Annotated in this window: 15 protein-coding genes and 1 pseudogene; 9 read left to right on the top strand and 7 right to left on the bottom strand. The window is 58.0% G+C overall.

Annotated elements, in window-relative coordinates; genetic code table 11:
* The 3 genes from QE408_RS04870 to QE408_RS04880 all read right to left on the bottom strand — a co-directional run bounded on the left by QE408_RS04870 (window position 1) and on the right by QE408_RS04880 (window position 3,878).
* Window positions 1–1,641, bottom strand: coding sequence for an ABC transporter substrate-binding protein (locus QE408_RS04870; RefSeq protein ID WP_306928985.1), 1,641 nt, complete (start codon window positions 1,639–1,641; stop codon window positions 1–3).
* Between the two features lie 34 nt (window positions 1,642–1,675).
* Entirely contained in the window at window positions 1,676–2,731 is a 1,056-nt protein-coding gene (locus QE408_RS04875) for a dipeptidase (RefSeq protein ID WP_306928986.1), read from the bottom strand.
* Window positions 2,732–2,963: 232 nt separating this feature from the next.
* Window positions 2,964–3,878, bottom strand: a complete 915-nt coding sequence (locus QE408_RS04880; RefSeq protein ID WP_306928987.1) for a LysR family transcriptional regulator — start codon at window positions 3,876–3,878, stop codon at window positions 2,964–2,966.
* A gap of 97 nt (window positions 3,879–3,975) precedes the next feature.
* Between QE408_RS04880 and QE408_RS04885 the strand changes: the two genes are divergently transcribed.
* The gene (locus QE408_RS04885; protein WP_306928988.1) at window positions 3,976–5,163 is read left to right on the top strand and encodes an acyl-CoA dehydrogenase; all 1,188 of its coding nucleotides are present in this window, start codon (window positions 3,976–3,978) and stop codon (window positions 5,161–5,163) included.
* A 235-nt stretch (window positions 5,164–5,398) separates the two neighbouring features.
* Window positions 5,399–6,835 carry an NAD-dependent succinate-semialdehyde dehydrogenase gene (locus QE408_RS04890; protein ID WP_306928990.1) on the top strand — a complete coding sequence of 479 codons (1,437 nt, stop codon included), beginning with the start codon at window positions 5,399–5,401 and terminating at the stop codon, window positions 6,833–6,835.
* 46 nt (window positions 6,836–6,881) lie between these two features.
* On the opposite strand, the pseudogene QE408_RS04895 reads toward QE408_RS04890, so the two are convergent.
* Both QE408_RS04895 and QE408_RS04900 read right to left on the bottom strand, forming a co-directional pair.
* Window positions 6,882–7,605, bottom strand: a pseudogene (locus QE408_RS04895) (response regulator).
* Window position 7,606: 1 nt separating this feature from the next.
* A complete protein-coding gene (locus QE408_RS04900) occupies window positions 7,607–8,842 on the bottom strand; it encodes a GAF domain-containing sensor histidine kinase (protein WP_306928992.1) in 1,236 nt (411 codons plus the stop codon).
* A 293-nt stretch (window positions 8,843–9,135) separates the two neighbouring features.
* On the opposite strand from QE408_RS04900, the gene QE408_RS04905 reads away from it, so the two are divergent.
* The 7 genes from QE408_RS04905 (at window position 9,136) to QE408_RS04935 (ending at window position 17,641) form a co-directional block, all read left to right on the top strand.
* Entirely contained in the window at window positions 9,136–10,149 is a 1,014-nt protein-coding gene (locus QE408_RS04905) for an ABC transporter substrate-binding protein (RefSeq protein WP_306928993.1), read from the top strand.
* Between the two features lie 92 nt (window positions 10,150–10,241).
* Entirely contained in the window at window positions 10,242–11,705 is a 1,464-nt protein-coding gene (locus tag QE408_RS04910) for an ATP-binding cassette domain-containing protein (protein WP_306928995.1), read from the top strand.
* Entirely contained in the window at window positions 11,702–12,643 is a 942-nt protein-coding gene (locus QE408_RS04915; protein ID WP_306928997.1) for an ABC transporter permease, read from the top strand. The genes QE408_RS04910 and QE408_RS04915 overlap by 4 nt, the downstream gene beginning before the upstream one ends.
* Window positions 12,640–13,587, top strand: a complete 948-nt coding sequence (locus QE408_RS04920) for an ABC transporter permease (RefSeq protein ID WP_306928999.1) — start codon at window positions 12,640–12,642, stop codon at window positions 13,585–13,587. The genes QE408_RS04915 and QE408_RS04920 overlap by 4 nt, the downstream gene beginning before the upstream one ends.
* 33 nt (window positions 13,588–13,620) lie before the next feature.
* Window positions 13,621–14,541 (top strand): SMP-30/gluconolactonase/LRE family protein, encoded by a 921-nt coding sequence (locus QE408_RS04925; protein ID WP_306929001.1) that lies wholly within the window; start codon window positions 13,621–13,623, stop codon window positions 14,539–14,541.
* Window positions 14,542–15,232: 691 nt separating this feature from the next.
* Window positions 15,233–17,164 (top strand): HAMP domain-containing methyl-accepting chemotaxis protein, encoded by a 1,932-nt coding sequence (locus QE408_RS04930; RefSeq protein ID WP_306929003.1) that lies wholly within the window; start codon window positions 15,233–15,235, stop codon window positions 17,162–17,164.
* 273 nt (window positions 17,165–17,437) lie between these two features.
* Window positions 17,438–17,641 carry a hypothetical protein gene (locus QE408_RS04935; protein ID WP_306929005.1) on the top strand — a complete coding sequence of 68 codons (204 nt, stop codon included), beginning with the start codon at window positions 17,438–17,440 and terminating at the stop codon, window positions 17,639–17,641.
* Window positions 17,642–17,705: 64 nt separating this feature from the next.
* On the opposite strand, the gene gshB is transcribed toward QE408_RS04935, so the two are convergent.
* Both gshB and QE408_RS04945 read right to left on the bottom strand, forming a co-directional pair.
* Window positions 17,706–18,662, bottom strand: coding sequence for a glutathione synthase (gene gshB / locus QE408_RS04940; protein ID WP_306929007.1), 957 nt, complete (start codon window positions 18,660–18,662; stop codon window positions 17,706–17,708).
* Window positions 18,663–18,812: 150 nt separating this feature from the next.
* The gene (locus QE408_RS04945) at window positions 18,813–19,427 is read right to left on the bottom strand and encodes a biliverdin-producing heme oxygenase (protein ID WP_373465488.1); all 615 of its coding nucleotides are present in this window, start codon (window positions 19,425–19,427) and stop codon (window positions 18,813–18,815) included.
* Between the last annotated feature and the right edge of the window lie 201 nt (window positions 19,428–19,628).

The following is a 19,628-nucleotide window of genomic DNA, read 5'->3' on the forward strand; positions in this document are numbered from 1 at the left end:
TCATTCCTTGGAGATGTTGTAGACATAGTTGGTGTCGAAGCTCGGACCGAGCTTTAGACCCTTGAGCTTCGTCGTGTAACCGGCCACTTCGGTCTGCTGGAAGATGATGACGAAGGGTCCGGTTTCGAGAACCTTTTTCTGTAGATCCTCATAGATCTTCGCACGCTTGGCGCTGTCTCTTTCCAGAAGTGCGGACTGCGTTTCCTTCGTCAGCTCAGGAACGTCCCAGGCATTGCGCCAGGCGAGCGTCTTATTCTTCGCGTCGTCGGCATTGTCGTAATTAATGGTGAAGGTTTCGGCATTCGAGTTCGGGTCGAAATAGTCCGATCCCCATTGGCCGATATACATTTCATGCGTACGGGCACGGTATTTGGTAAGCGTCTGCTTGCCATCGCCCGGAATGATTTCAAGCTTGATACCGGCCTGCGCCATGGTCTGCTGAACGCTTTCGGCAATGCCCGTCACGGGCTGGGTGTTGCGCACATCCATGGTGACGGTGAAGCCATCCTTCAGGCCGGCCTTGGCAAGCAGTTCCTTCGCCTTTGCAACGTCGAGCTTGTAGGGGTTTTCATCAAGCGCACCCAACTGGCCCTTCGGCAGGAAGGTCTGGTGGATTTCGCCGATGCCCTTGATCAAGGTCGCGCCGATCGCGTCGTAATCGACGAGATACTTTATCGCCTCGACGACTTCCGGCTTCTTCAGATACTCGTTCTTCTGGTTAAGGCTGAAATAGTAGACGGTGCCCTTTGGCGCGGAAGTGACAGCAAGTCCCTGCTTCTTGGCAACGGCCTCCATATCTCCAGGCTCAAGATTGCGGGCCACATCGATATCGCCGTTTTCAAGTGCCAGACGCTGACCGGAGCTTTCCTTCATGTGGCGATAGACGACGCGCTTCAGCTTCGGCTTTTCGCCATAGTAATTGGGATTGGCTTCAAGGATGACGGCCTCATTGGCTTTCCAGCCAAGAATTTTGTAGGGACCGGAACCGGCATAGCCGGTCTTCAGGAATTCATTGCCGAAGTCCGTCTCGTATTTGTAGTCGGCTGTCGGCGTGACGGCTTTTGCCTTTTCCATGACGAGCTTCTTATCGACGACCGAGGCGACGGTCGCGGTCAGAACGTTCAGGACGAAGCTCGGCGCATAGGGCTTGTCCACCGTCAGCGTGAAGGTATCGGGCGCAGTCGCCTTGGCCTTTTCGTTGACATTGTCGCCCTTCAGGCCGAACTGGGTAAGAAGGAAGGCGGGCGACTTGTCGAGCTTGACGGCGCGCTCGAAGGAAAACGCCACGTCTTCAGCAGTTACCGGATTACCGGAGGCGAATTTGAGGCCGGGCTTCAGCTTGAAGGTGTAGGTCAGACCATCGTCCGACGTCGTCCAGCTTTCGGCCAGATCGCCGACAACCTTGGACGTGTCATTGAGGTCGATCGAGACCAGCTTGGAGTAGGTGTTGCCGGTGACTTCCGCGGTCGACAGTTCGAATGCCTCACCCGGATCGAGCGTGATGATGTCATCGATGGCGAAACCTTCCACCAGCGTATCGGCGGGCGTGGCGGCAAAAGCCTGCGGCGCGGACAGCGCAATCAGCGACAGCGCGGCGCTGGTTGCCAGAATGCGGGCCATTTTGTTGAGCGACTTCGTCATTGTTCTCCCCTTTATAGGTTGGTATTACTCTTGATCAGGTCGGCTCATGCCAGGCTTGAGCCAGAACACGCAGCCAGTTTTCCCGGCAAATTTTAGCAAGCTCTACTTCAGAGTAGCCAGCAGCCTTGAGAGCGGCAACCAGATTCTGATTGCCCGCGGCATCGGCGATTTCCGCCGGTACGGTGGCACCGTCGAAATCAGAACCGAGTGCCACGCAATCGATGCCCATGCGCTCGACCATGTAGTCGATGTGGCGAACCATGTCGGATAGTGGTGTGTTCGCATCGTCGCGTGCATCTGGGCGCAGCATGGTCACGGCGTAATTCAGTCCGACCAGCCCGTTTCTTTCCTTGATCGCGTCCATCTGGGCATCGGTCAGATTGCGGGCGACACCGGTCAGGGCATGCGCGTTCGAATGGCTGGCGATCAGCGGCTGATCGCTTGTCTTCGCCACATCCCAGAAACCTTCTTCGGTGATGTGAGCCAGATCGATCAGAATGCCGAGCTGGTTGCAGCGCTTGACGAGTTCGAAACCAGCATCAGTCAGGCCGGGCGCGGTATCCGGAGACATGGGAAAGGCGAAAGGCACACCATGGCCGAAGGCGTTATGACGGCTCCACACAGGTCCAAGCGAACGGAGACCGGCGGCATAGAACACTTCCAGAGCATCCAGATCTTCATCGATCGCCTCGCACCCTTCCATATGAAGGACTGCTGCGAAAATATTCTCGTCCATTGCCCTGCGGATATCTGCTGTCGAACGGCAAATCTTCCAGCCGCCTGCGCGCTCCACGCGATAGGCGATCGCTATCTTTTCCATGGCGATATCGAGAGAGGGCTGCCGCTGAAGAGGCGCGGCGAGCGGCGTGACGTAGTGACCGTTTTCGTCCGGCTCCTGCAAGATCAGATCGCCAGAAGGAATGTAAACGGCGCATAGGCCGCCAGCCAGGCCGCCAGCCTTGGCACGCGGTGCATCGATATGGCCTTGCGACGTCCCGTCGACGAATTCTGCGACTGGGTCCCCGCCTTTTTTGCCGTTGTGCCACAGACGCAGCAACACATCATTATGACCGTCGAAAACCAATTGCATTTGAAGTTATTCCAGAATTGACGCAAAACTTTATCGTTTTAAACCAGAGGCTTATCGACGGATGGGATGGAACGAGAAAAGGATGTAGGGTGTCGTGCCGCAATTCAACCATTCCTCGTCGCACGCGATCTAGGACCATATTCCAGGTCTTCGCAAGCTTAAAATTGATGCAGGATGAAATTCTCGCCACACGCATCAGCCTGACAAGGAAACTCTACAAACAGAGCGAGAATTAGCCAGAGGTCTGCGCGCGAAACGTTTCACTTTCGCTGAGCAGCCAACGCCTGAAGAGAACGACGGGGACATGGTTGATGCGCGACAACGGCGCGACGGCATAGTAGGAGCTGGGGCTCTTGACCGGATGATCGAACGCCTGGACGAGTTGCCCCGACTTCAGCTCGCTTTCGATCAAAAACAGCGGCATAAGGGCGACACCAAGACCTGCGATGCAGGCTTGGGCGACACTGGAAAACTGCTCGAAGCGCATGGCGGGCGCCTGATGCGCAACGATATCCACGCTCTTGAACCAGTGATCCCACGCGCCTGGCCTGGAGGCCATGTGCAGCAACGGAAGACCGGCGATGTCCTCAGCCGTGGCGATCGGATGGCTGAGAAGAAAAGCCGGGCTGCAGACAGGTGCGACCATCTCGTCCATCAGAAAGATGCTTTCTGCCGCGGGCCAATCCGGCTGACCAATATGAATCGCCATATCGAGCCCTTCCTTTTCGAAATCGAACTGACCGATCCGCGTGGCGAAGTTGAGCGTGATTTCCGGATGGGCCGCAACGAATTTGGGAATGCGCGGTAAAAGCCACCGTGTGCCGAAGGTGGGCAGCATGGCAAGATTGAGCGTATTGGCATGCGTTTTCGTCATGACCTGAAGCGAGGCGGACCGGATATCGCCAAGCGCTATACCGATCGCTTTCGCATAGGTTTCGCCCTCTCGCGTCAGCGATACCCCGCGCGCTCCGCGTTCGAAAAGCCTGACCCCAAGTTGCTCTTCCAGCGACATGACCTGCCTGCTGATCGCCCCTTGCGTCAGCGAAAGCTCATCCGCAGCCAGCGAAAAACTGCCGAGCCGCGCCACGGAATCGAAGGCAGCGAGCGCGCTGGTGGAGGGTAGGAGTTTGCGGCTGAGTGAAGTCATGGCGCATTCCTATCGGTAATAGCTGGATGAGTAAACATGGCTTGCCCGGCGATGGCCGATTGCCAATAATCGCGGCAACAAGAGTGGAGACTTCATCGTGAGCGAACGCGCATCATTCAACTGGCAGGACCCGTTTCTGCTTGAGGATCAACTGAACGACGACGAGCGGATGATCCGCGACTCCGCCGCCGCTTTCGCCAAGGCCGAACTTCTCCCACGCGTTCAGGAAGCCTATCTGTCCGAAACGTCTGAACCGGACCTCTTCCGCCTGATGGGTCAAGCCGGTCTGCTCGGCGTGACGCTGCCAGAGAAATACGGCGCGGCCGATGCCAGCTACGTCGCCTACGGTCTGGTAGCGCGGGAAGTGGAGCGCATCGATAGCGGCTATCGTTCTATGATGAGCGTCCAATCATCGCTCGTCATCTACCCGATCTTTGCCTATGGCTCGGAAGAGCAGAAGGACAAGTATCTCCCGGGTCTGGTGTCGGGCGAACTCATTGGCTGCTTCGGCCTGACCGAGCCAGATGCCGGTTCCGATCCGGGCGGCATGAAAACGCGCGCCGAGAAGATCGAAGGCGGGTACCGCCTGCGCGGTTCGAAGATGTGGATTTCCAACGCGCCGATCGCCGATGTCTTTGTCGTCTGGGCGAAGTCCGAAGCGCATAACAACGAGATCCGCGGCTTCGTGCTGGAGAAGGGCATGAAGGGTCTCTCCGCGCCGAAGATCGGCGGCAAGCTGTCGTTGCGCGCCTCCATCACCGGCGAAATCGTCATGGATGGCGTGGAAGTGGGCGAAGACGCGCTGCTGCCAAACGTCTCCGGGCTCAAGGGTCCGTTCGGCTGCCTCAACCGCGCCCGCTACGGTATTTCCTGGGGCGTGATGGGTGCCGCGGAAGACTGCTGGTTCCGCGCGCTGCAATACGGGCTGGATCGCAAGCAGTTCGGCAAGCCGCTGGCTGGCATGCAACTCTACCAAAAGAAGCTCGCCGACATGCAGACGGAAATCGCGCTTGGCCTTCAAGCGTCGCTTCGTGTCGGCCGCTTGTTCGACGAACATCGTATGGCGCCGGAAATGATCTCGATCATCAAGCGCAACAATTGCGGCAAGGCTCTCGACATCGCGCGGCAGGCCCGCGACATGCATGGCGGCAATGGTATCCAGATCGAGTATCACGTCATGCGCCACGCGCAGAACCTTGAGACCGTCAACACCTATGAGGGGACGCATGACGTTCACGCGCTGATCCTCGGGCGAGCCCAGACGGGTCTTCAGGCATTCTTTTAAGCGACAAGACTATCGTAAGGACCCGGCTTTCAACCCGGGTCTTTCGCACTGCGAAATAAATCATACTTTTAAAAGTTACCGGTTGAAACTGGGAGCATGCGAAATAATATAAGAGGCGCACCGCCGTCTTCGGTTTTGCCGAGGACATCCCATTCCGCCCATGCGGCAATCGATTTGCTGATTGAACAAAATGCACCGGCGCCCTGCCGGTCGGTAAAATCGCGAAGGTCTTTACATGCACAGCTATCCCGACGTTAAACTCTTCATCAATGGCGAGTGGCGCGCCGCGCTCTCGGGCAAAACAATCGCCGTTTCCGACCCCGCGACCGATGAGATCATTGGCTCAATCGCCCATGCGGAAAAGGAAGATCTGGATCTCGCACTTTCCGCCGCCGACAAGGGCTTCAAGGTCTGGCGCGACACATCCGCCTTCGAGCGCTCCAAAATCATGCGCAAGGCTGCCGATCTTCTGCGTGAGCGTATCGATTACATCGCCTGGCTGATGACCCGCGAACAGGGCAAGCCGATCGCGCAGTCCAAGGCCGAAATCAACAACGGCGCCGACACCATCGACTGGTTTGCCGAAGAAGCTCGCCGCACCTATGGCCAAGTCATCCCGGCTCGCTTTGGCGGTGTCTCCAACCTGGCCATCAAGTTCCCCGTCGGCCCCGTCGCGGCCTTCACACCCTGGAACTTCCCGATCAACCAAGTGGTGCGCAAGCTTTCGGCTGCAGTCGCAACCGGCTGTTCGATCATCGTGAAGGCACCGGAAGAAACACCGGCCTCGCCCGCAGAACTTATTCGTGCCTTCGCCGATGCAGGTGTGCCGGCTGGCGTCGTCAATCTTGTCTATGGCGTTCCAGCCGAGATTTCGGAATATCTCATTCCACATCCGGTCATCCGCAAGATCTCCTTCACTGGCTCTACCCCTGTCGGCAAGCATCTTGCAGCGCTCGCGGGTAAGCACATGAAGCGCGCCACGATGGAACTCGGCGGCCACGCGCCTGTGCTGGTGTTCGAGGATGCCGATCTCGACAAGGCGATCGAAGTCTCGGCTGCGGCAAAGTTCCGCAACGCCGGGCAGGTCTGCGTCGCACCGACACGCTTCCTCATTCAGGACAGCGTCGCCGACAAATTCGTCGATGGTATCGTGAAATATGCCGAGGGTCTGAAGATCGGCAACGGTCTGGATGCCGACACCGGCATGGGACCTCTGGCCAACGAACGCCGCATTCCGGCGATGGAAGCCCTGATCCAGGACGCGGTGTCTCACGGCGCAACGCTGAAAACCGGCGGCAAGCGTATTGGCAACAAGGGCAACTTCTTCGAGCCGACGGTTCTGACCGACGTACCGACAAGCGCCAAGATCATGAACGAAGAGCCCTTCGGACCAGTGGCGATCGTCAATCGTTTCTCCACCATGGAAGATGCGATCGAAGAAGCAAACCGTCTTCCCTTCGGCCTCGCTTCCTATGCCTTTACCGGCTCGGTGAAGACGGCCCATGCGCTCGGCCAGCGGGTCGAAGCCGGCATGCTGACGATCAACCACAATGGCCTTGCCATTCCGGAAGTGCCTTTCGGCGGCGTCAAGGATTCCGGTTACGGCACGGAAGGCGGTTCGGAAGCAGTCGAAGCCTATCTCGAAACCCGCTTCGTCAGCCAGATGAACTGATCTTATCGATTGGCAATCCGCAGGCCCGGATCAAACCGGGCCTGTTTCATTTTCCGCCATGCCATTCGGCGAGTTCACGCTCGGCCTTTTCCAAGGCACTGTAGTTCAGCAGCTTGCGAAGATAGGCGATGGTGATGGCGCGGGTGCGCAGATTATATCGCCCTTCCGCATCGTCCTTCGCCCGTCGACTGATGCACGTTCAGCTTCTCATAAAGGCTCTGCAAGCGGTTCTGCACACTGCGCAGCGAGAGGTTCCGACGCCGCGCAATGGCCTTGTCCGTCAACCCCAGCGCCATATCGATCAGAATTTCATATTCCGTGTCGGAGAACCCATGCGCCTTTCCGAGGCTCTTTTCCTGTAGGCCCCGAACTTCGCGGTCGATCACGCATTGCGCCTCGATAAAGATGCTGCGCAAGGCCAGCCTCAGGCGGTCGTCTGAAGCGGATTTCAGCACGTAACCATAGGCGGCGCCTTCCGGCACGATGCGGGAGACGCCACGCACATAGGCCTCATCCGAATAATTGGACCAGAAGAGAATGCGGGTATCCGGCCTTTCCTTCCAGATGGTGCGGGCCGCCTCGATGCCGTTTCGCTCATTCATCTGCAGGTCCATGACGATGTGAGCAGCGCGATTTTCCCGTGCCAGCTTTTCGCCCGCACGACCATTCTCCGCCTCCAGCACCGTGCCGCATTCCGGCAGAGCCGCTCTCACCGCTTCATTGAGATAGGCGCGATGTAGAACGTCGTCTTCGATGATCAAAACATCCATGTCACGCCTCCTCCGGCTTGTCGCCGAGCCCGGTCGGTAAGGTCAGGGTGATGCAGGTGCCAGCACCTTGCGGATTGGGACCGAGATGAAATCGGGCGGAGATCAGCCTTGCGCGCGTCTTCATATTGCCGATGCCGAGGCCCCCGCCGGATGTCTCCTCGCCGCAACCGCAACCATCATCAGACACCATGACCAGAAGTTCGCCGTGAGCCTCCGATAGCACGACGTCGATCATCGTTGGCTGCGCGTGGCGGATGGCATTGTTGACGGCTTCCTGCACGATACGAAGCAGCGAGACCGCTACCGACTTATCAAGCGCATCGACAACGCCGGTCGTCATATCGGAGACGGACCAGTCGATGGCGAGTCCACTGTCGCGGACCGAGCGGTCGAGATAGGTTTCGATTGCCTGTACCAGACCAAAAAGCTGAAGAATGGAGGGTTTCGCCTCTTCGATGATGCCTCGGAGGTCCTGCATGCATTGCTGCAGGCTTCTCATGACCGGCTCAAGCATTTCTCCCGAAACTTCCGTTGAACGGCTCATGCGCTCGATGCGACGAACAAGCCGCGTCAAATCCGCCAGCGTCTGATCATGCAAATCCATGCCGATCCGCTGACGCTCTGCCTCCAGGGCCTCGGTCAGTTGCAGCGCGCCCAAGCGCAAACCCTCTTCGCGGGCATTGGCCTCAGCCTCTTCGATGGCCGAGCGCTTGGCTTGCTCGGCCGCGCGGATCGCATAAAAATAAGGGGCCAAAAGATCGGCAACGGCCCGTGCATTGGTGACATCGTCCATCGTGTAGGCATTGGACTGATGACAGGAACAGCTGAGGGCGCCGATGATATCGCCATGCACCTTCATCGGCACGTGCAGACGGCTGTGCAAATCGAGCTCGTGGATCGGGCTGGAGAACGCACCATCGAAATGAAAGCGCGGATCGGCGCAAGCGTCTCCGCTCAGGAGATAATCGACCTCTCCTGACAGGACCGAGCGGATGGGGCTGCCTGTCAAAAGCGCGGGCGGCTGGCGGCTCCAGGCGCTGGCAAGGCCGCTTTCGTAAGCAATGTGATATTTATCATCGAGTTGCTTGATGCAGACATCCATATGGTCATGCGGAATGATATGGCTGATTTCGGTTGCCACCGCCTGAATGATGGCGTTGAACTCGAGCTGCCCGGCAAGCAGACGCGAGATGCCCATATAGTGATGAAACAGCGTGCTACTTGGTTTATCCAGCATGTGCCGATGCCCTCCCAAGCATCTTCCCTGACGGGCGGCGACCTGTCGAAAGCGCCTACCCAGTATTCTGCGCCCGGCAACGCTCTTCGTCTTGCGGGAACCCGCAAGCTTTATGCGTAAATCCGCACGAAGATTGCCGTGATGCGCCTATACAAGCCAGCCCTTCTTGTTCATTTTGGTTCTTACTGGGGAAAGGAGCTCCAGTGCAACGGAATTGCGTTTCCGCCGTGGGGAAGGTTTGCGGCGAAACAGTTTCCATGCTCCGAAAGAGCAAGCCACAGGGAGGAAAATCAATGGCTTTTAGAAAGATGCTTCTCGCATCGGCAGCGGTGCTATGCGCCGCGATGCCGATCACCGCGCACGCCGATACCTCGGCGAAGAAAATCGCGCTCTCCAACAATTATGCCGGTAACTCCTGGCGTCAGGCGATGCTGACAAGCTGGGACAAGATCACCAAGCAGGCGGTTGCCGACAAGCAAGTCGCAGCTGCTGACGCCTTTACCACTGCCGAAAACCAGGCAACGGAACAGGCCGCGCAGATTCAGAACCTCATTCTCCAGGGCTACGATGCGATCGTCATCAACGCCGCCTCTCCGACTGCACTGAACGGTGCGGTGAAGGAAGCCTGTGATGCTGGCATCATCGTCGTGTCTTTCGATGGTATCGTCACGGAACCGTGTGCGTGGCGCATCGCCGTCGACTTCAAGGCAATGGGCGAAAGCCAGATAGACTACCTCGCAAAGGCCATGCCGAAGGGCGGAAACCTGCTTGAAATCCGCGGTCTCGCGGGCGTCTCCGTCGATGACGAAATCCATGCGGGTATTGCCGCAGGCGTTGCCAAGAACCCGCAGTTCAAGATCGTCGGTTCCGTCAATGGCGACTGGGCGCAGGACGTTGCGCAGCGCGCCGTCGCCGGCATTCTGCCGAGCCTGCCGGAAGTTGCGGCTGTGGTGACCCAGGGCGGTGATGGTTACGGTGCTGCCCAGGCTTTTGCTGCTGCCAAGCGCCCGACACCCACCATCATCATGGGCAACCGTGAAGATGAGCTGCAATGGTGGAAGCAGCAGAAGGATGCCAGCGGCTACAAGGCCATGTCGGTTTCGATTTCGCCCGGCGTCTCGACGCTCGCCTTCTGGGTTGCCCAGCAGATTCTCGACGGCAAGGACGTGAAGAAGGACCTCACCGTTCCCTTCCTCCGCATCGATCAGGACAATCTCGAGGAGAACCTGAAGAACACCCAGAAGGGTGGCGTTGCCAATGTGGATTACTCCCAGGCTGATGCGCAGAAGGTGATCACGGCCAAGTAAGGCCAAGCATTGCCTCCTATCCGCTGCGGCTCAATCGTCGCCGCAGCGGCCATCCCCTTCATTCACCATTTCAGATCATTGGCGTTTTGCTCATGAATACCATCATCGAGACGCAAGAAGTCGTCGCCGCCCGCGGCGTCAAGGTGGTCTTCGGCGCCGTCAAGGCGCTGGATGGCGCCGATCTCATCATCCGCGCAGGCGAATGCCTTGGCCTTGTCGGCCATAATGGCGCCGGCAAATCCACCATCGTCAATGTCATCAATGGTGGCCTGACGCCGCATGAGGGCACGATTTCCTATGGCGGAGCACCGGGTCGGCAGGGCATTTCGGCAGCACGCGCCGGCGGTGTTCGCTGCGTATTCCAGGAACTATCCCTCTGCCCAAACCTGACGATCAGCGAGAATGTCCGGATCATGCATCCCGGCATGAGCGGCCACAACTGGCGCGGCCGCGCGCTTTCCGCGATACGCCAGACCATCGACGAGATTTTTCCCGGCCACGGCATCGATTGCGAAGCGACGATTTCCGATCTATCGATCGCCGAACGCCAGATGGTGGAAATCGCGATCAACTTTTGCCGCACGCCGGACGCACCAAGGCTCGTTATCCTCGACGAACCGACCTCTTCGCTCGATGCAGGCATCGCGGAGCAACTCATGGCCTATGTGCGCCGTTTCGTGCGCGAAGGCGGCTCGGTCCTGTTGATCTCGCATATTCTCGGGGAAATCCTGTCGACCGCAACCCGTATCGTCGTGATGAAGGACGGCCGCGTCGTGGCCAACCGGGTCGCCAGCGAATTCACGACACGCACGCTGGTCGAAGCCATGGGCAGTGTGGTTAAGGATCAGGACAGGCAGAAGATCGCCCGTCTTCGCTCCAACGAGAAAGTTCTCTCCATGGCGCCGCGTCGCGGCTCCGAGATTGCATTTGAAGCCTATCGTGGCGAAATCATCGGTCTGGCCGGACTCGGTGGCCACGGACAGACCGAAGCGCTGCTCGATCTTTATCTCGCGAAGAACAGCAGTTGGCTACCAAGCCGCAAGGCAGACCTAGCCTTCGTCGCCGGAGACAGAAGCCTGAATGGCACCTTCTCGCTCTGGAGCATTCTCAAAAATCTGTCGATCGCATCGCTTCGAGATATCTCGTCCGGCGGACTGGTGAACAAATCGCGCGAGGGCGACCTTGGCGCGGAGTGGAAGAAGCGGATCGAAATTCGCACACCCGATATGGGCAACAAGATTCTCTCGCTGTCTGGCGGCAACCAGCAGAAGGTACTCTTTGCCCGCGCGCTGGCGACAACCGCCAGCACCGTGCTGATGGACGACCCGATGCGCGGCGTCGATATCGGCACGAAACAGGAGGTCTACGACATCTTGAGAACGGAAGCCGCGCACGGCCGGACCTTCATCTGGTACTCGACGGAAATGGACGAAATTCGCTTGTGTGATCGCGTCTATGTTTTCCGCGATGGCACCATCCAGGCAGAACTCATCGGCGAAAACATCACCGAGCAGAATGTGCTGGCTGCATCCTTTTCAGGGGAGGCCCACGCGTGAAGATCTCCGCCAACGCACTTCGCCTTGTCATTCCCGCCGCGTCACTCGCCTTCCTGCTGATTGCGGTCTTCTATATGCAGCCGCGGGCCATGAGCTACACGGGCATGAACCTGCTGTTCAATCTGGCAGTGCCGATCGCGCTTGCGACCATCGCCCAAATGCTGATCATGTCCGTCAACGATCTTGATCTGTCGATGGGCACCTTCGTCAGTTTCTGCGCCTGCGTGACCGCAACGTTTCTGCAGAATTCCCCAGTTCTCGGCATCGGTATTTTTGCCGCCGCCATCGCCGTCTATGCGGTGCTCGGCGCCGTCATTCACCTGCGTGCCCTGCCCTCCATCGTCGTGACGCTCGGCATGAGCTTCGTCTGGGGTGGTCTCGCGGTTCTGATCCTGCCCTCACCGGGCGGACAGGCGCCTGCCTTCGTGCGTGCCTTGATGACGGCAAAGCCGCCATTCGTCCCGATTGCCATCATTGCCAGTGTCGTGATTGCGGTTGTCGCTCACTACATCGTCATGCGCTCTTCTTTCGGCGTTCTGATGCGCGGCGTCGGCGGCAATCTGCGCTCGGTCGAGCGGTCGGGTTGGTCGGTGGTCGGCATTCGCGCCGCAACCTTTGCACTGGCAGGTTTCTTCGCCGTGCTCTCCGGCATCGCACTCGTCGGACTGACAACGTCAGCCGATGCCAATATCGCCTTGCGCTACACGCTTCTATCGATAGCCGGCGTCATCCTTGGCGGCGGTGAATTCGTCGGCGGGCGTGTTTCCCCGATCGGCGCGGTGATCGGCGCTTTGACGCTGACGCTCGCGGGTTCTTTCCTGTCCTTCATGCGCATTTCGCCGGACTGGCAAATCGGCGCGCAGGGCGCGATCCTCATCATCGTGCTTGCCTTGCGCATTCTGCTCAACCGTCTTGAAAAGCGGGAGAAAAACCAATGAGCCGCCTCGCTGCTTTCACTAGAAAACCGTGGATCTGGTCCTTTGCCGCGACGGTTGCGGTCTGGGTCATTACCGTGATGTTCACCGGAGGCGCAAGCTCGTTCGGGCTTTCCCACGCGGCGCTGACATTCGCGGCCTTCTCGGTCATCGTCGGCATCGGCCAGATGTTCGTCATCACGCTGGGGCCAGGCAATATCGATCTCTGCGTTCCGGCCACAATGACGCTCTCCGGCACGCTGGCGCTGAAGTTCATGGACGTCTCGGACCATCTCATCCTGCCGGGCCTTCTCGTCGCCATCCTGATCGGAATTGCGATCGGCATCGGCAACTACGCGCTGATCAAGCTCCTGCGTATCCCGCCAATCATCGCGACGCTGTCGATGAGCTTCATCGTCCAGTCGATTGCGATCTGGTCCAATCGCGGGCTGCGTATCAGGCCACCTGAAACACTGGCCAACTTCGCCATCTCCAGCACGTTCAACATACCGAATGTCGCGCTCGTTGCACTTTTTCTCTCCGTCATCGCCTGGGTGCTGCTTGACCGGTCCTTCTACGGGCGCTGGATTTCGGCCATCGGTCAAAGCACGTTTGCGGCCCGCATGACCGGAATTCCCGTCGATGGTGCGCGCTTCATAACCTATGTTGTCTGCTCCGTTCTGGCAGCGATCGCCGGATATCTTCTGGCAAGCTTTTCGGGCGGTGCGGCGCTCAATATGGGGTCGGAATATCTCCTGATGTCGATTGCCGTCGTGGTGATCGGCGGCACAGCGGTCGCTGGTGGTGATTCCAACGTGCCTGGCATCTGGGGCGCATCGCTCTTCATGTTCCTTGTGGTTTCGATGCTGAACACCTACGGCTTCGGCGCCGGTGCGCGCCTTATCCTCACTGGTCTCATTATCATTTCCGTGATTTTTCTGGCGAGCGGCCCCAAGGCCACCCGCTAAACCAACGCAACACTTTCAAGCCGATTGATGCCCATGACCAAAGATCAAAGCTCTGTTTATGACATTCGCGACGACCGCTTCCGCCATCTGATCGTCGGCAACGCCGAACTGGAAGAACTCTATTCCGGCTGCCGCTGGAGTGAAGGCCCTGTCTGGTTTGCGGATCTCAACTGCCTGCTTTTCAGCGACATTCCCAACCAGCGCATTCTTCGCTGGGTGCCGGATGGCGGCGTTTCCGTTTTCCGCCAGCCGTCCAACTTCGCCAATGGCAACACGCGCGACCGTCAGGGCCGCTTGATCTCTTGCGAGCATGGCGGTCGTCGCGTGACGCGAACCGAAATCGACGGCTCGATCACGGTGCTGGCGGACAGCTATAATGGCAAGCGGTTGAACTCGCCCAACGATGTCGTCGTCAAATCCGATGGTAGCATCTGGTTCACCGACCCGACCTACGGCATTCTCTCCGACTATGAAGGCTATAAATCCGAGCCGGAACAGAAGACCCGCAACGTCTACAGGATCGATCCTGTCTCAGGCCAGGTCGAGATCGCCGTCGACGACTTCGTGCAGCCGAACGGGCTGGCGTTTTCCCCCGACGAAACGAAGCTCTATGTTGCCGACAGCTCCTACAGCCACGATGTCTCACGCCCGCGCCACATCAGGGTCTTTGACGTGGTCGATGGAAAGACGCTGACGAATGGCCGAGAGTTCTGCAACCTGGATAGTGGCCTGCCCGACGGCTTCCGCCTTGACACGGCCGGCAACCTTTGGACCAGCGCGGGCGACGGCGTTCATTGCTTTTCGCCGGAAGGCACGCTTCTCGGGAAGATCAAGGTGCCACAGACGGTGGCCAACCTGACCTTTGGCGGCCCGAAGAAGAACCGCCTGTTCATCACCGCGACCAAGTCGCTCTACTCGGTCTATCTTGCTACCACCGGCGCGCAGACGCCGTGAGTACGCTCTCTCCGGCAAGGGTTGAAGTTCCCAGCCGGAGGCAAGCGCGCGATAGTCATTGATGCGCCGCTAGAATTGCTAGCGGCAAGGAGGCAGCGGGGCGCTGATCGAACTGCGTTTTCTTCAAGGTTGCTTGCTAATCGCGGCTCGTCCAAATCTACTATCCTTGGCTCGCATGCGAAGGTTAGAGTAACATGCGCAAAACTATTATAGAATGTAATAGGTTCTTAACCTTACTATAATACCGTCCATACAGGTGATGAATGCGGTTGCAGCATCCTCACCATCCACTTCCTTCCCGGTTACATGACGCAAGCCGGAATTGTCCAAAGATGTCGTTGATCCGCCTTTGTTCCACCACCGTGAGAGCATTGTGCGGCGAGCTATCCATGCCTCCTTCTCATGAGAAACAGATGCAGTTCAACTCGGTTGGCGAAATCACCTCAACGCCCCGCAATGACCTCTGGTCAATCGCACTGAGCTCGTCTTCCTAGAGCAATGTCCGCCGCCGCCTACGTTTGCGCAAAGGCAGTCGTCTCCGGCACATCAACCCGAAACATCCGAAGCGTCAGTACGCGAACACTTCGGCCACAGAACAACGACCGCCCTACACCGCGGCAGAGCATCAACATGCTCGCCGGCGGCGAAGGATCGCCCGTGTCACCTCATAAAGCCTCCAAGGAACTCCGATATGCGGTTCACTATCAAAGCAAAACTGGCGCTGACATTCGCCCTTCTCATTATGATGCTGGCGGGTACCGCCGCATACGGTATCTACAGTCTTGGCGTGGCAAAGGATGCCATGAACGAGGTTGTGGAAGGTACCGTGCCCCGCCTCGACAAGGTCCATCAAATGAATGCGCTCTCATTGGTAACAGTGCGCGCGCAGAAAAACCTCATCCTCGCAAACTCACCGTCAGAGGTCGACACGCACAAGAAGCTTGGCGATGAAAGCAGGGCGCATCTAACGGACCTGTTGAACGAGATGCTGTCCACAGCGAGCGCTGAGACACGCCCTTATTGGACCGAGCTTCAGGCAATCAACACCGCTTTTAATGCCAGCGACGATCGCGTACGCGCACTGGTGGACCAGGGAAATGGTCCCGCCGCGGAAGCCTACTCCGCCGGTGAAGGGCGCGACGCCGCCAATGCGCTAACGAAAAAGCTGGACGAAGGTGTGCAGATGAACCGGGCGCGGCTACAGCAGTCAAAGGAAGCAGCCGCCGAAGATTACGATCAAACCCGCCTGATGCTGATTTGTTTTTCGAGCGCCGCGATCGTCATTGCAGCCGCAACCGCATTCTGGATTGCAATCGGTATCAGTTCCGGCCTGCGCAAGATCATGGTCGTGGCAGACGCCATTTCGGTTGGAAACCTTGAGCAGGACGTGGTGATCAAAAGCAACGACGAGATCAAGGATCTCGTGGATCGCGTCAATGTCATGACGGGTAACCTGCGTGCGACAGCCGATGTCGCGGGTACGATTGCCGCTGGTGATCTGTCCAAGGATGTGAAGCCTCTTTCTGAAAAAGACGTGCTCGGCATCGCGATGCTGAATATGGTGACCAATCTGCGCGAAACTGCAAGCGTGGCAGACAAGATTTCAAACGGCGATCTGACCGTCACGCCACAACCTCTGTCGGAGCGCGATACGCTCGGCATTGCGCTTCAATCGATGGTGGAGCGTTTGCGTGGGGTGGTGGCCGATGCATTGGCTGCCGCTGACAACGTCTCCTCCGGCAGCCAGGAACTGTCCTCGTCTTCCGAGCAGTTATCTCAAGGCGCGACTGAACAGGCATCCTCTGCCGAAGAAGCCTCCGCTTCCATGGAAGAGATGGCGGCCAACATCAAGCAGAACGCCGACAACGCTGCCCAGACCGAGAAGATCGCTCGCCAGTCGTCGAAGGACGCCGAAGCCAGTGGTGAAGCTGTCGGTCGTGCCGTCGTTGCCATGCGCACCATCGCACAGAAAATCTCTATCGTTCAGGAGATCGCGCGTCAGACCGATCTTCTCGCACTCAATGCCGCTGTTGAAGCCGCACGTGCCGGTGAGCATGGCAAGGGCTTTGCGGTGGTTGCCTCGGAAGTCCGCAAGCTTGCAGAACGCAGCCAGGCAGCAGCAGCCGAAATCTCCTCGCTCTCCGGCGAAACCGTTCAGGTCGCGACCGAAGCGGGCGATATGTTGAACCGTCTGGTTCCGGATATCCGCAAGACGGCGGAACTGGTGGCGGAAATCTCTGCCGCATGCCGCGAGCAGGATATCGGTGCCAGCCAGATCAATGAAGCGATCCAGCAGCTCGACAAGGTGACACAGCAGAACTCCGGCGCTTCCGAAGAAATGTCTGCGACCTCCGAAGAACTCGCAGCACAGGCCGAAGAGCTACAGGCCAGCATCGCCTTCTTCAAGGTCGAGCGTGCCACCACGAATGGCCGCACGGCACAGGCTCGCCCCGCCGCTCCGTCGGTCTCCCACCGTCCTGCTGCAAAGCCTGCTGCTCCCGTTCGCCGCGCAGCCCCGACCCACTCCGTCCACGCCCAGCAGGCCCGCGCAAATGGCTTCGCACTCGACATGTCGATGGGTGGACCGGACGGCGCAGACGACGAGTTCCGACAAGTCGTCTGATCGGCAAACACTTGAGCCGTCGTTGATTTTCGAGGGTTACTCCAGCCTCAAAGCCGTCGCCTTAAGAAACACCAATACTTGCGCCTGCATCCGGAAGCTCTGGATGTAGGCGCAACGACGTTTTGAGCCGTGCCTGCATTGGTTGAGCCTGCCGTAACCGGTGCGATCAATCGATGGCAAATTGGTGTGATTGCATGATGCCTATCAAGGCTTTAGCACATCAGGCGTGGGACTTGACAGTTGCCGGACGAGGCAGGCAGGGAGGAGAGTGAGGTGAAGATAATCTTGCTGATCGCGGGGACGCTGCTCGTCTGCCTGACGTTCGTGTGGTTCTTCTTTTTTGTTCCGCTCGGCTGCGGCATGAACCCGACAGGTTGCAAGGAAGAGTTTCCAGTCTTGAGCACGATCGGCCTCATGCACTTCTGGTTGCCGCTTGCGGCCGCATTTCTGCTGATCTTTCTGGGACTGAAGCGCTAAAACGAAACCAGGTCCTCAGACCGAATGAGCCGGTCTGAGGGAGAAGGCGTTTACAACTGGAGCGTCAATCCTGAGCGTCACGCTTACGCTCGATCGCATCCCAAAGAAGGCTGGCGACATCGGCGCCGCCGAATTTCTTGACTTCGCGAATGCCGGTGGGAGAGGTGACGTTGATTTCCGTCATATAGGTGCCGATAACGTCGATGCCGACAAAAAGGAAGCCGCGTTCACGCAAGGCTGGACCGATGCGCTCGCAGATTTCTTTTTCGCGCGCGGTCAATTCAGTCGGCTCGGGACGTCCACCAGCATGCATGTTGGAACGTGCATCGTTCTCAGCCGGCACACGGTTAATCGCGCCAACCGGCTCACCATCCACCAGAAGAATGCGTTTATCACCTTTTCGCACGTCCGGCAGATATTGCTGGGCGATATAGGGCTCGCGGAACATCTGGCCGAACATTTCCAGGAGCGAAGAGAAATTGCGGTCGTCGCGAGTGGAGTGGAACACCCCTGCCCCACCGTTTCCGTAGAGAGGCTTGAGGATGATATCGCCCATTTCCTGACGGAAGCGGGCAATCTCGGCAACGTCCTTGGTGATCAAAGTCGCGGGCATCAGATCCGCAAACTCGGTGACGAAAATCTTTTCAGGTGAGTTTCTCACCCAGGCGGGGTCGTTGACGACAAGCGTCTTGGGGTGAATGCGCTCCAAAAGGTGCGTCGAGGTGATATAGGCCATATCGAAGGGAGGATCCTGGCGCAGATGGATCACATCCATCGTCGATAAATCGACCCGCTCTGGCGCGGATAGCGAGTAATGGTCGCCATTGATGTCACGCAGTTCCATCTGCTCGACGGTGGCATAGATCTTCCCATCCCGCATAGACAGGCGGTCCGGCGTGTAGTGGAAAAGGCGATATCCCCTTGCCTGGGCTTCGAGGCTGATGGCGAATGTTGAATCTCCGGCAATGTTGATGCCCGAGACATGATCCATCTGGATCGCAACGTTCTTGATCTTCGCCATGCGCAATTCCTTTTCAAAAGCCCGTCTGATGTAGGATAGAGCACCTTCAAAGGCAACTAGCGCGGCAAGCCGGATCTGTGAGTTTTATTCACACAGACCTGCTCGCATCTTCAGCAGTTCGGGGAGATAGTCTTATGGAGATAAAGCCGTTCAAGCCATCATCTGACGAGCGTAATTATGAACTGCGACGAAAGCGTCTTGCGCACCGGAAACGACACGGCGCTCCTCATCGTCAGTCAACTCAATCTCATCGAGAGCTGCGGTGAATGTGCGCCAGTGCAAGCCTCTGCCTTCCGGAGCTCCAGCCAGATGGCGTGCGCCGAACGCTTCTCCCAGTCCCAGCTTCGCAGCGTCCTTCAGCAGGAATGCGGCGCCGAGATTGGACCCTTCCACCACATAGAGCCAACCCATTGCTTCCGCCAGATCGAAATTCTCGTCGCCCCGCTGGAAACGATCGCTCTGCTTTTCCGGAACATCGAGAGACAGATCCTGCAGGTCCTGTTCAATGAGTTCAATGCGGCGGCGTCCTTTCAGGTCCGGCAGAAGGCCGTCTAGGGTCGCATTGAAGAAAAGCGCATCGAGATCTTTGTGGAACAGGTACTGCGTTTTCACGAATTTGCCGAAGTTTTCCCGATTTTCGAATGGCTTGGAAGCCATGATGAAGCTGTCGAGCGCACTGTGAGCGTCACGTGTCCCCGCTTTCAGGCGCTTCGTGCGGCTGGGCTCGATCTGGGTTTCCTCTACGATGGGGCTCACGCTGTTCATATTCTGTGGTCGTCCTGTTTATCGACTTGCGCTTTGGTCAGCGCATTTGCACATAAAAATCTTTCCTTTTAAAGTCAAATTTAAATGCGCCGTTCATCCAGGCCGTGAAACGGAGAGCCGCCGTATCGAAACTCTGTTGACGATTGGTGGGACTATCTCGCGCAGAGTCAAGCCGTGGCTTCAAGGGCAGCATTGCTCAAG

Origin of the sequence: Agrobacterium larrymoorei, from assembly GCF_030819275.1 — a bacterium.
Taxonomy (GTDB): Bacteria; Pseudomonadota; Alphaproteobacteria; order Rhizobiales; family Rhizobiaceae; genus Agrobacterium; species Agrobacterium larrymoorei_B.

What these genes read in the sequence shown, in the direction of transcription:
- gshB (WP_306929007.1), bottom strand. Translation starts at nt 18,662, where the DNA reads ATGGCGAAGATCAAGAACGTTGCGATCCAGATGGATCATGTCTCGGGC.
- QE408_RS04930 (WP_306929003.1), top strand. Translation starts at nt 15,233, where the DNA reads ATGCGGTTCACTATCAAAGCAAAACTGGCGCTGACATTCGCCCTTCTC.
- QE408_RS04945 (WP_373465488.1), bottom strand. Translation starts at nt 19,427, where the DNA reads ATGAACAGCGTGAGCCCCATCGTAGAGGAAACCCAGATCGAGCCCAGC.
- QE408_RS04920 (WP_306928999.1), top strand. Translation starts at nt 12,640, where the DNA reads ATGAGCCGCCTCGCTGCTTTCACTAGAAAACCGTGGATCTGGTCCTTT.
- QE408_RS04900 (WP_306928992.1), bottom strand. Translation starts at nt 8,842, where the DNA reads ATGCTGGATAAACCAAGTAGCACGCTGTTTCATCACTATATGGGCATC.
- QE408_RS04905 (WP_306928993.1), top strand. Translation starts at nt 9,136, where the DNA reads ATGGCTTTTAGAAAGATGCTTCTCGCATCGGCAGCGGTGCTATGCGCC.
- QE408_RS04890 (WP_306928990.1), top strand. Translation starts at nt 5,399, where the DNA reads ATGCACAGCTATCCCGACGTTAAACTCTTCATCAATGGCGAGTGGCGC.
- QE408_RS04910 (WP_306928995.1), top strand. Translation starts at nt 10,242, where the DNA reads ATGAATACCATCATCGAGACGCAAGAAGTCGTCGCCGCCCGCGGCGTC.
- QE408_RS04870 (WP_306928985.1), bottom strand. Translation starts at nt 1,641, where the DNA reads ATGACGAAGTCGCTCAACAAAATGGCCCGCATTCTGGCAACCAGCGCC.
- QE408_RS04880 (WP_306928987.1), bottom strand. Translation starts at nt 3,878, where the DNA reads ATGACTTCACTCAGCCGCAAACTCCTACCCTCCACCAGCGCGCTCGCT.
- QE408_RS04875 (WP_306928986.1), bottom strand. Translation starts at nt 2,731, where the DNA reads ATGCAATTGGTTTTCGACGGTCATAATGATGTGTTGCTGCGTCTGTGG.
- QE408_RS04925 (WP_306929001.1), top strand. Translation starts at nt 13,621, where the DNA reads ATGACCAAAGATCAAAGCTCTGTTTATGACATTCGCGACGACCGCTTC.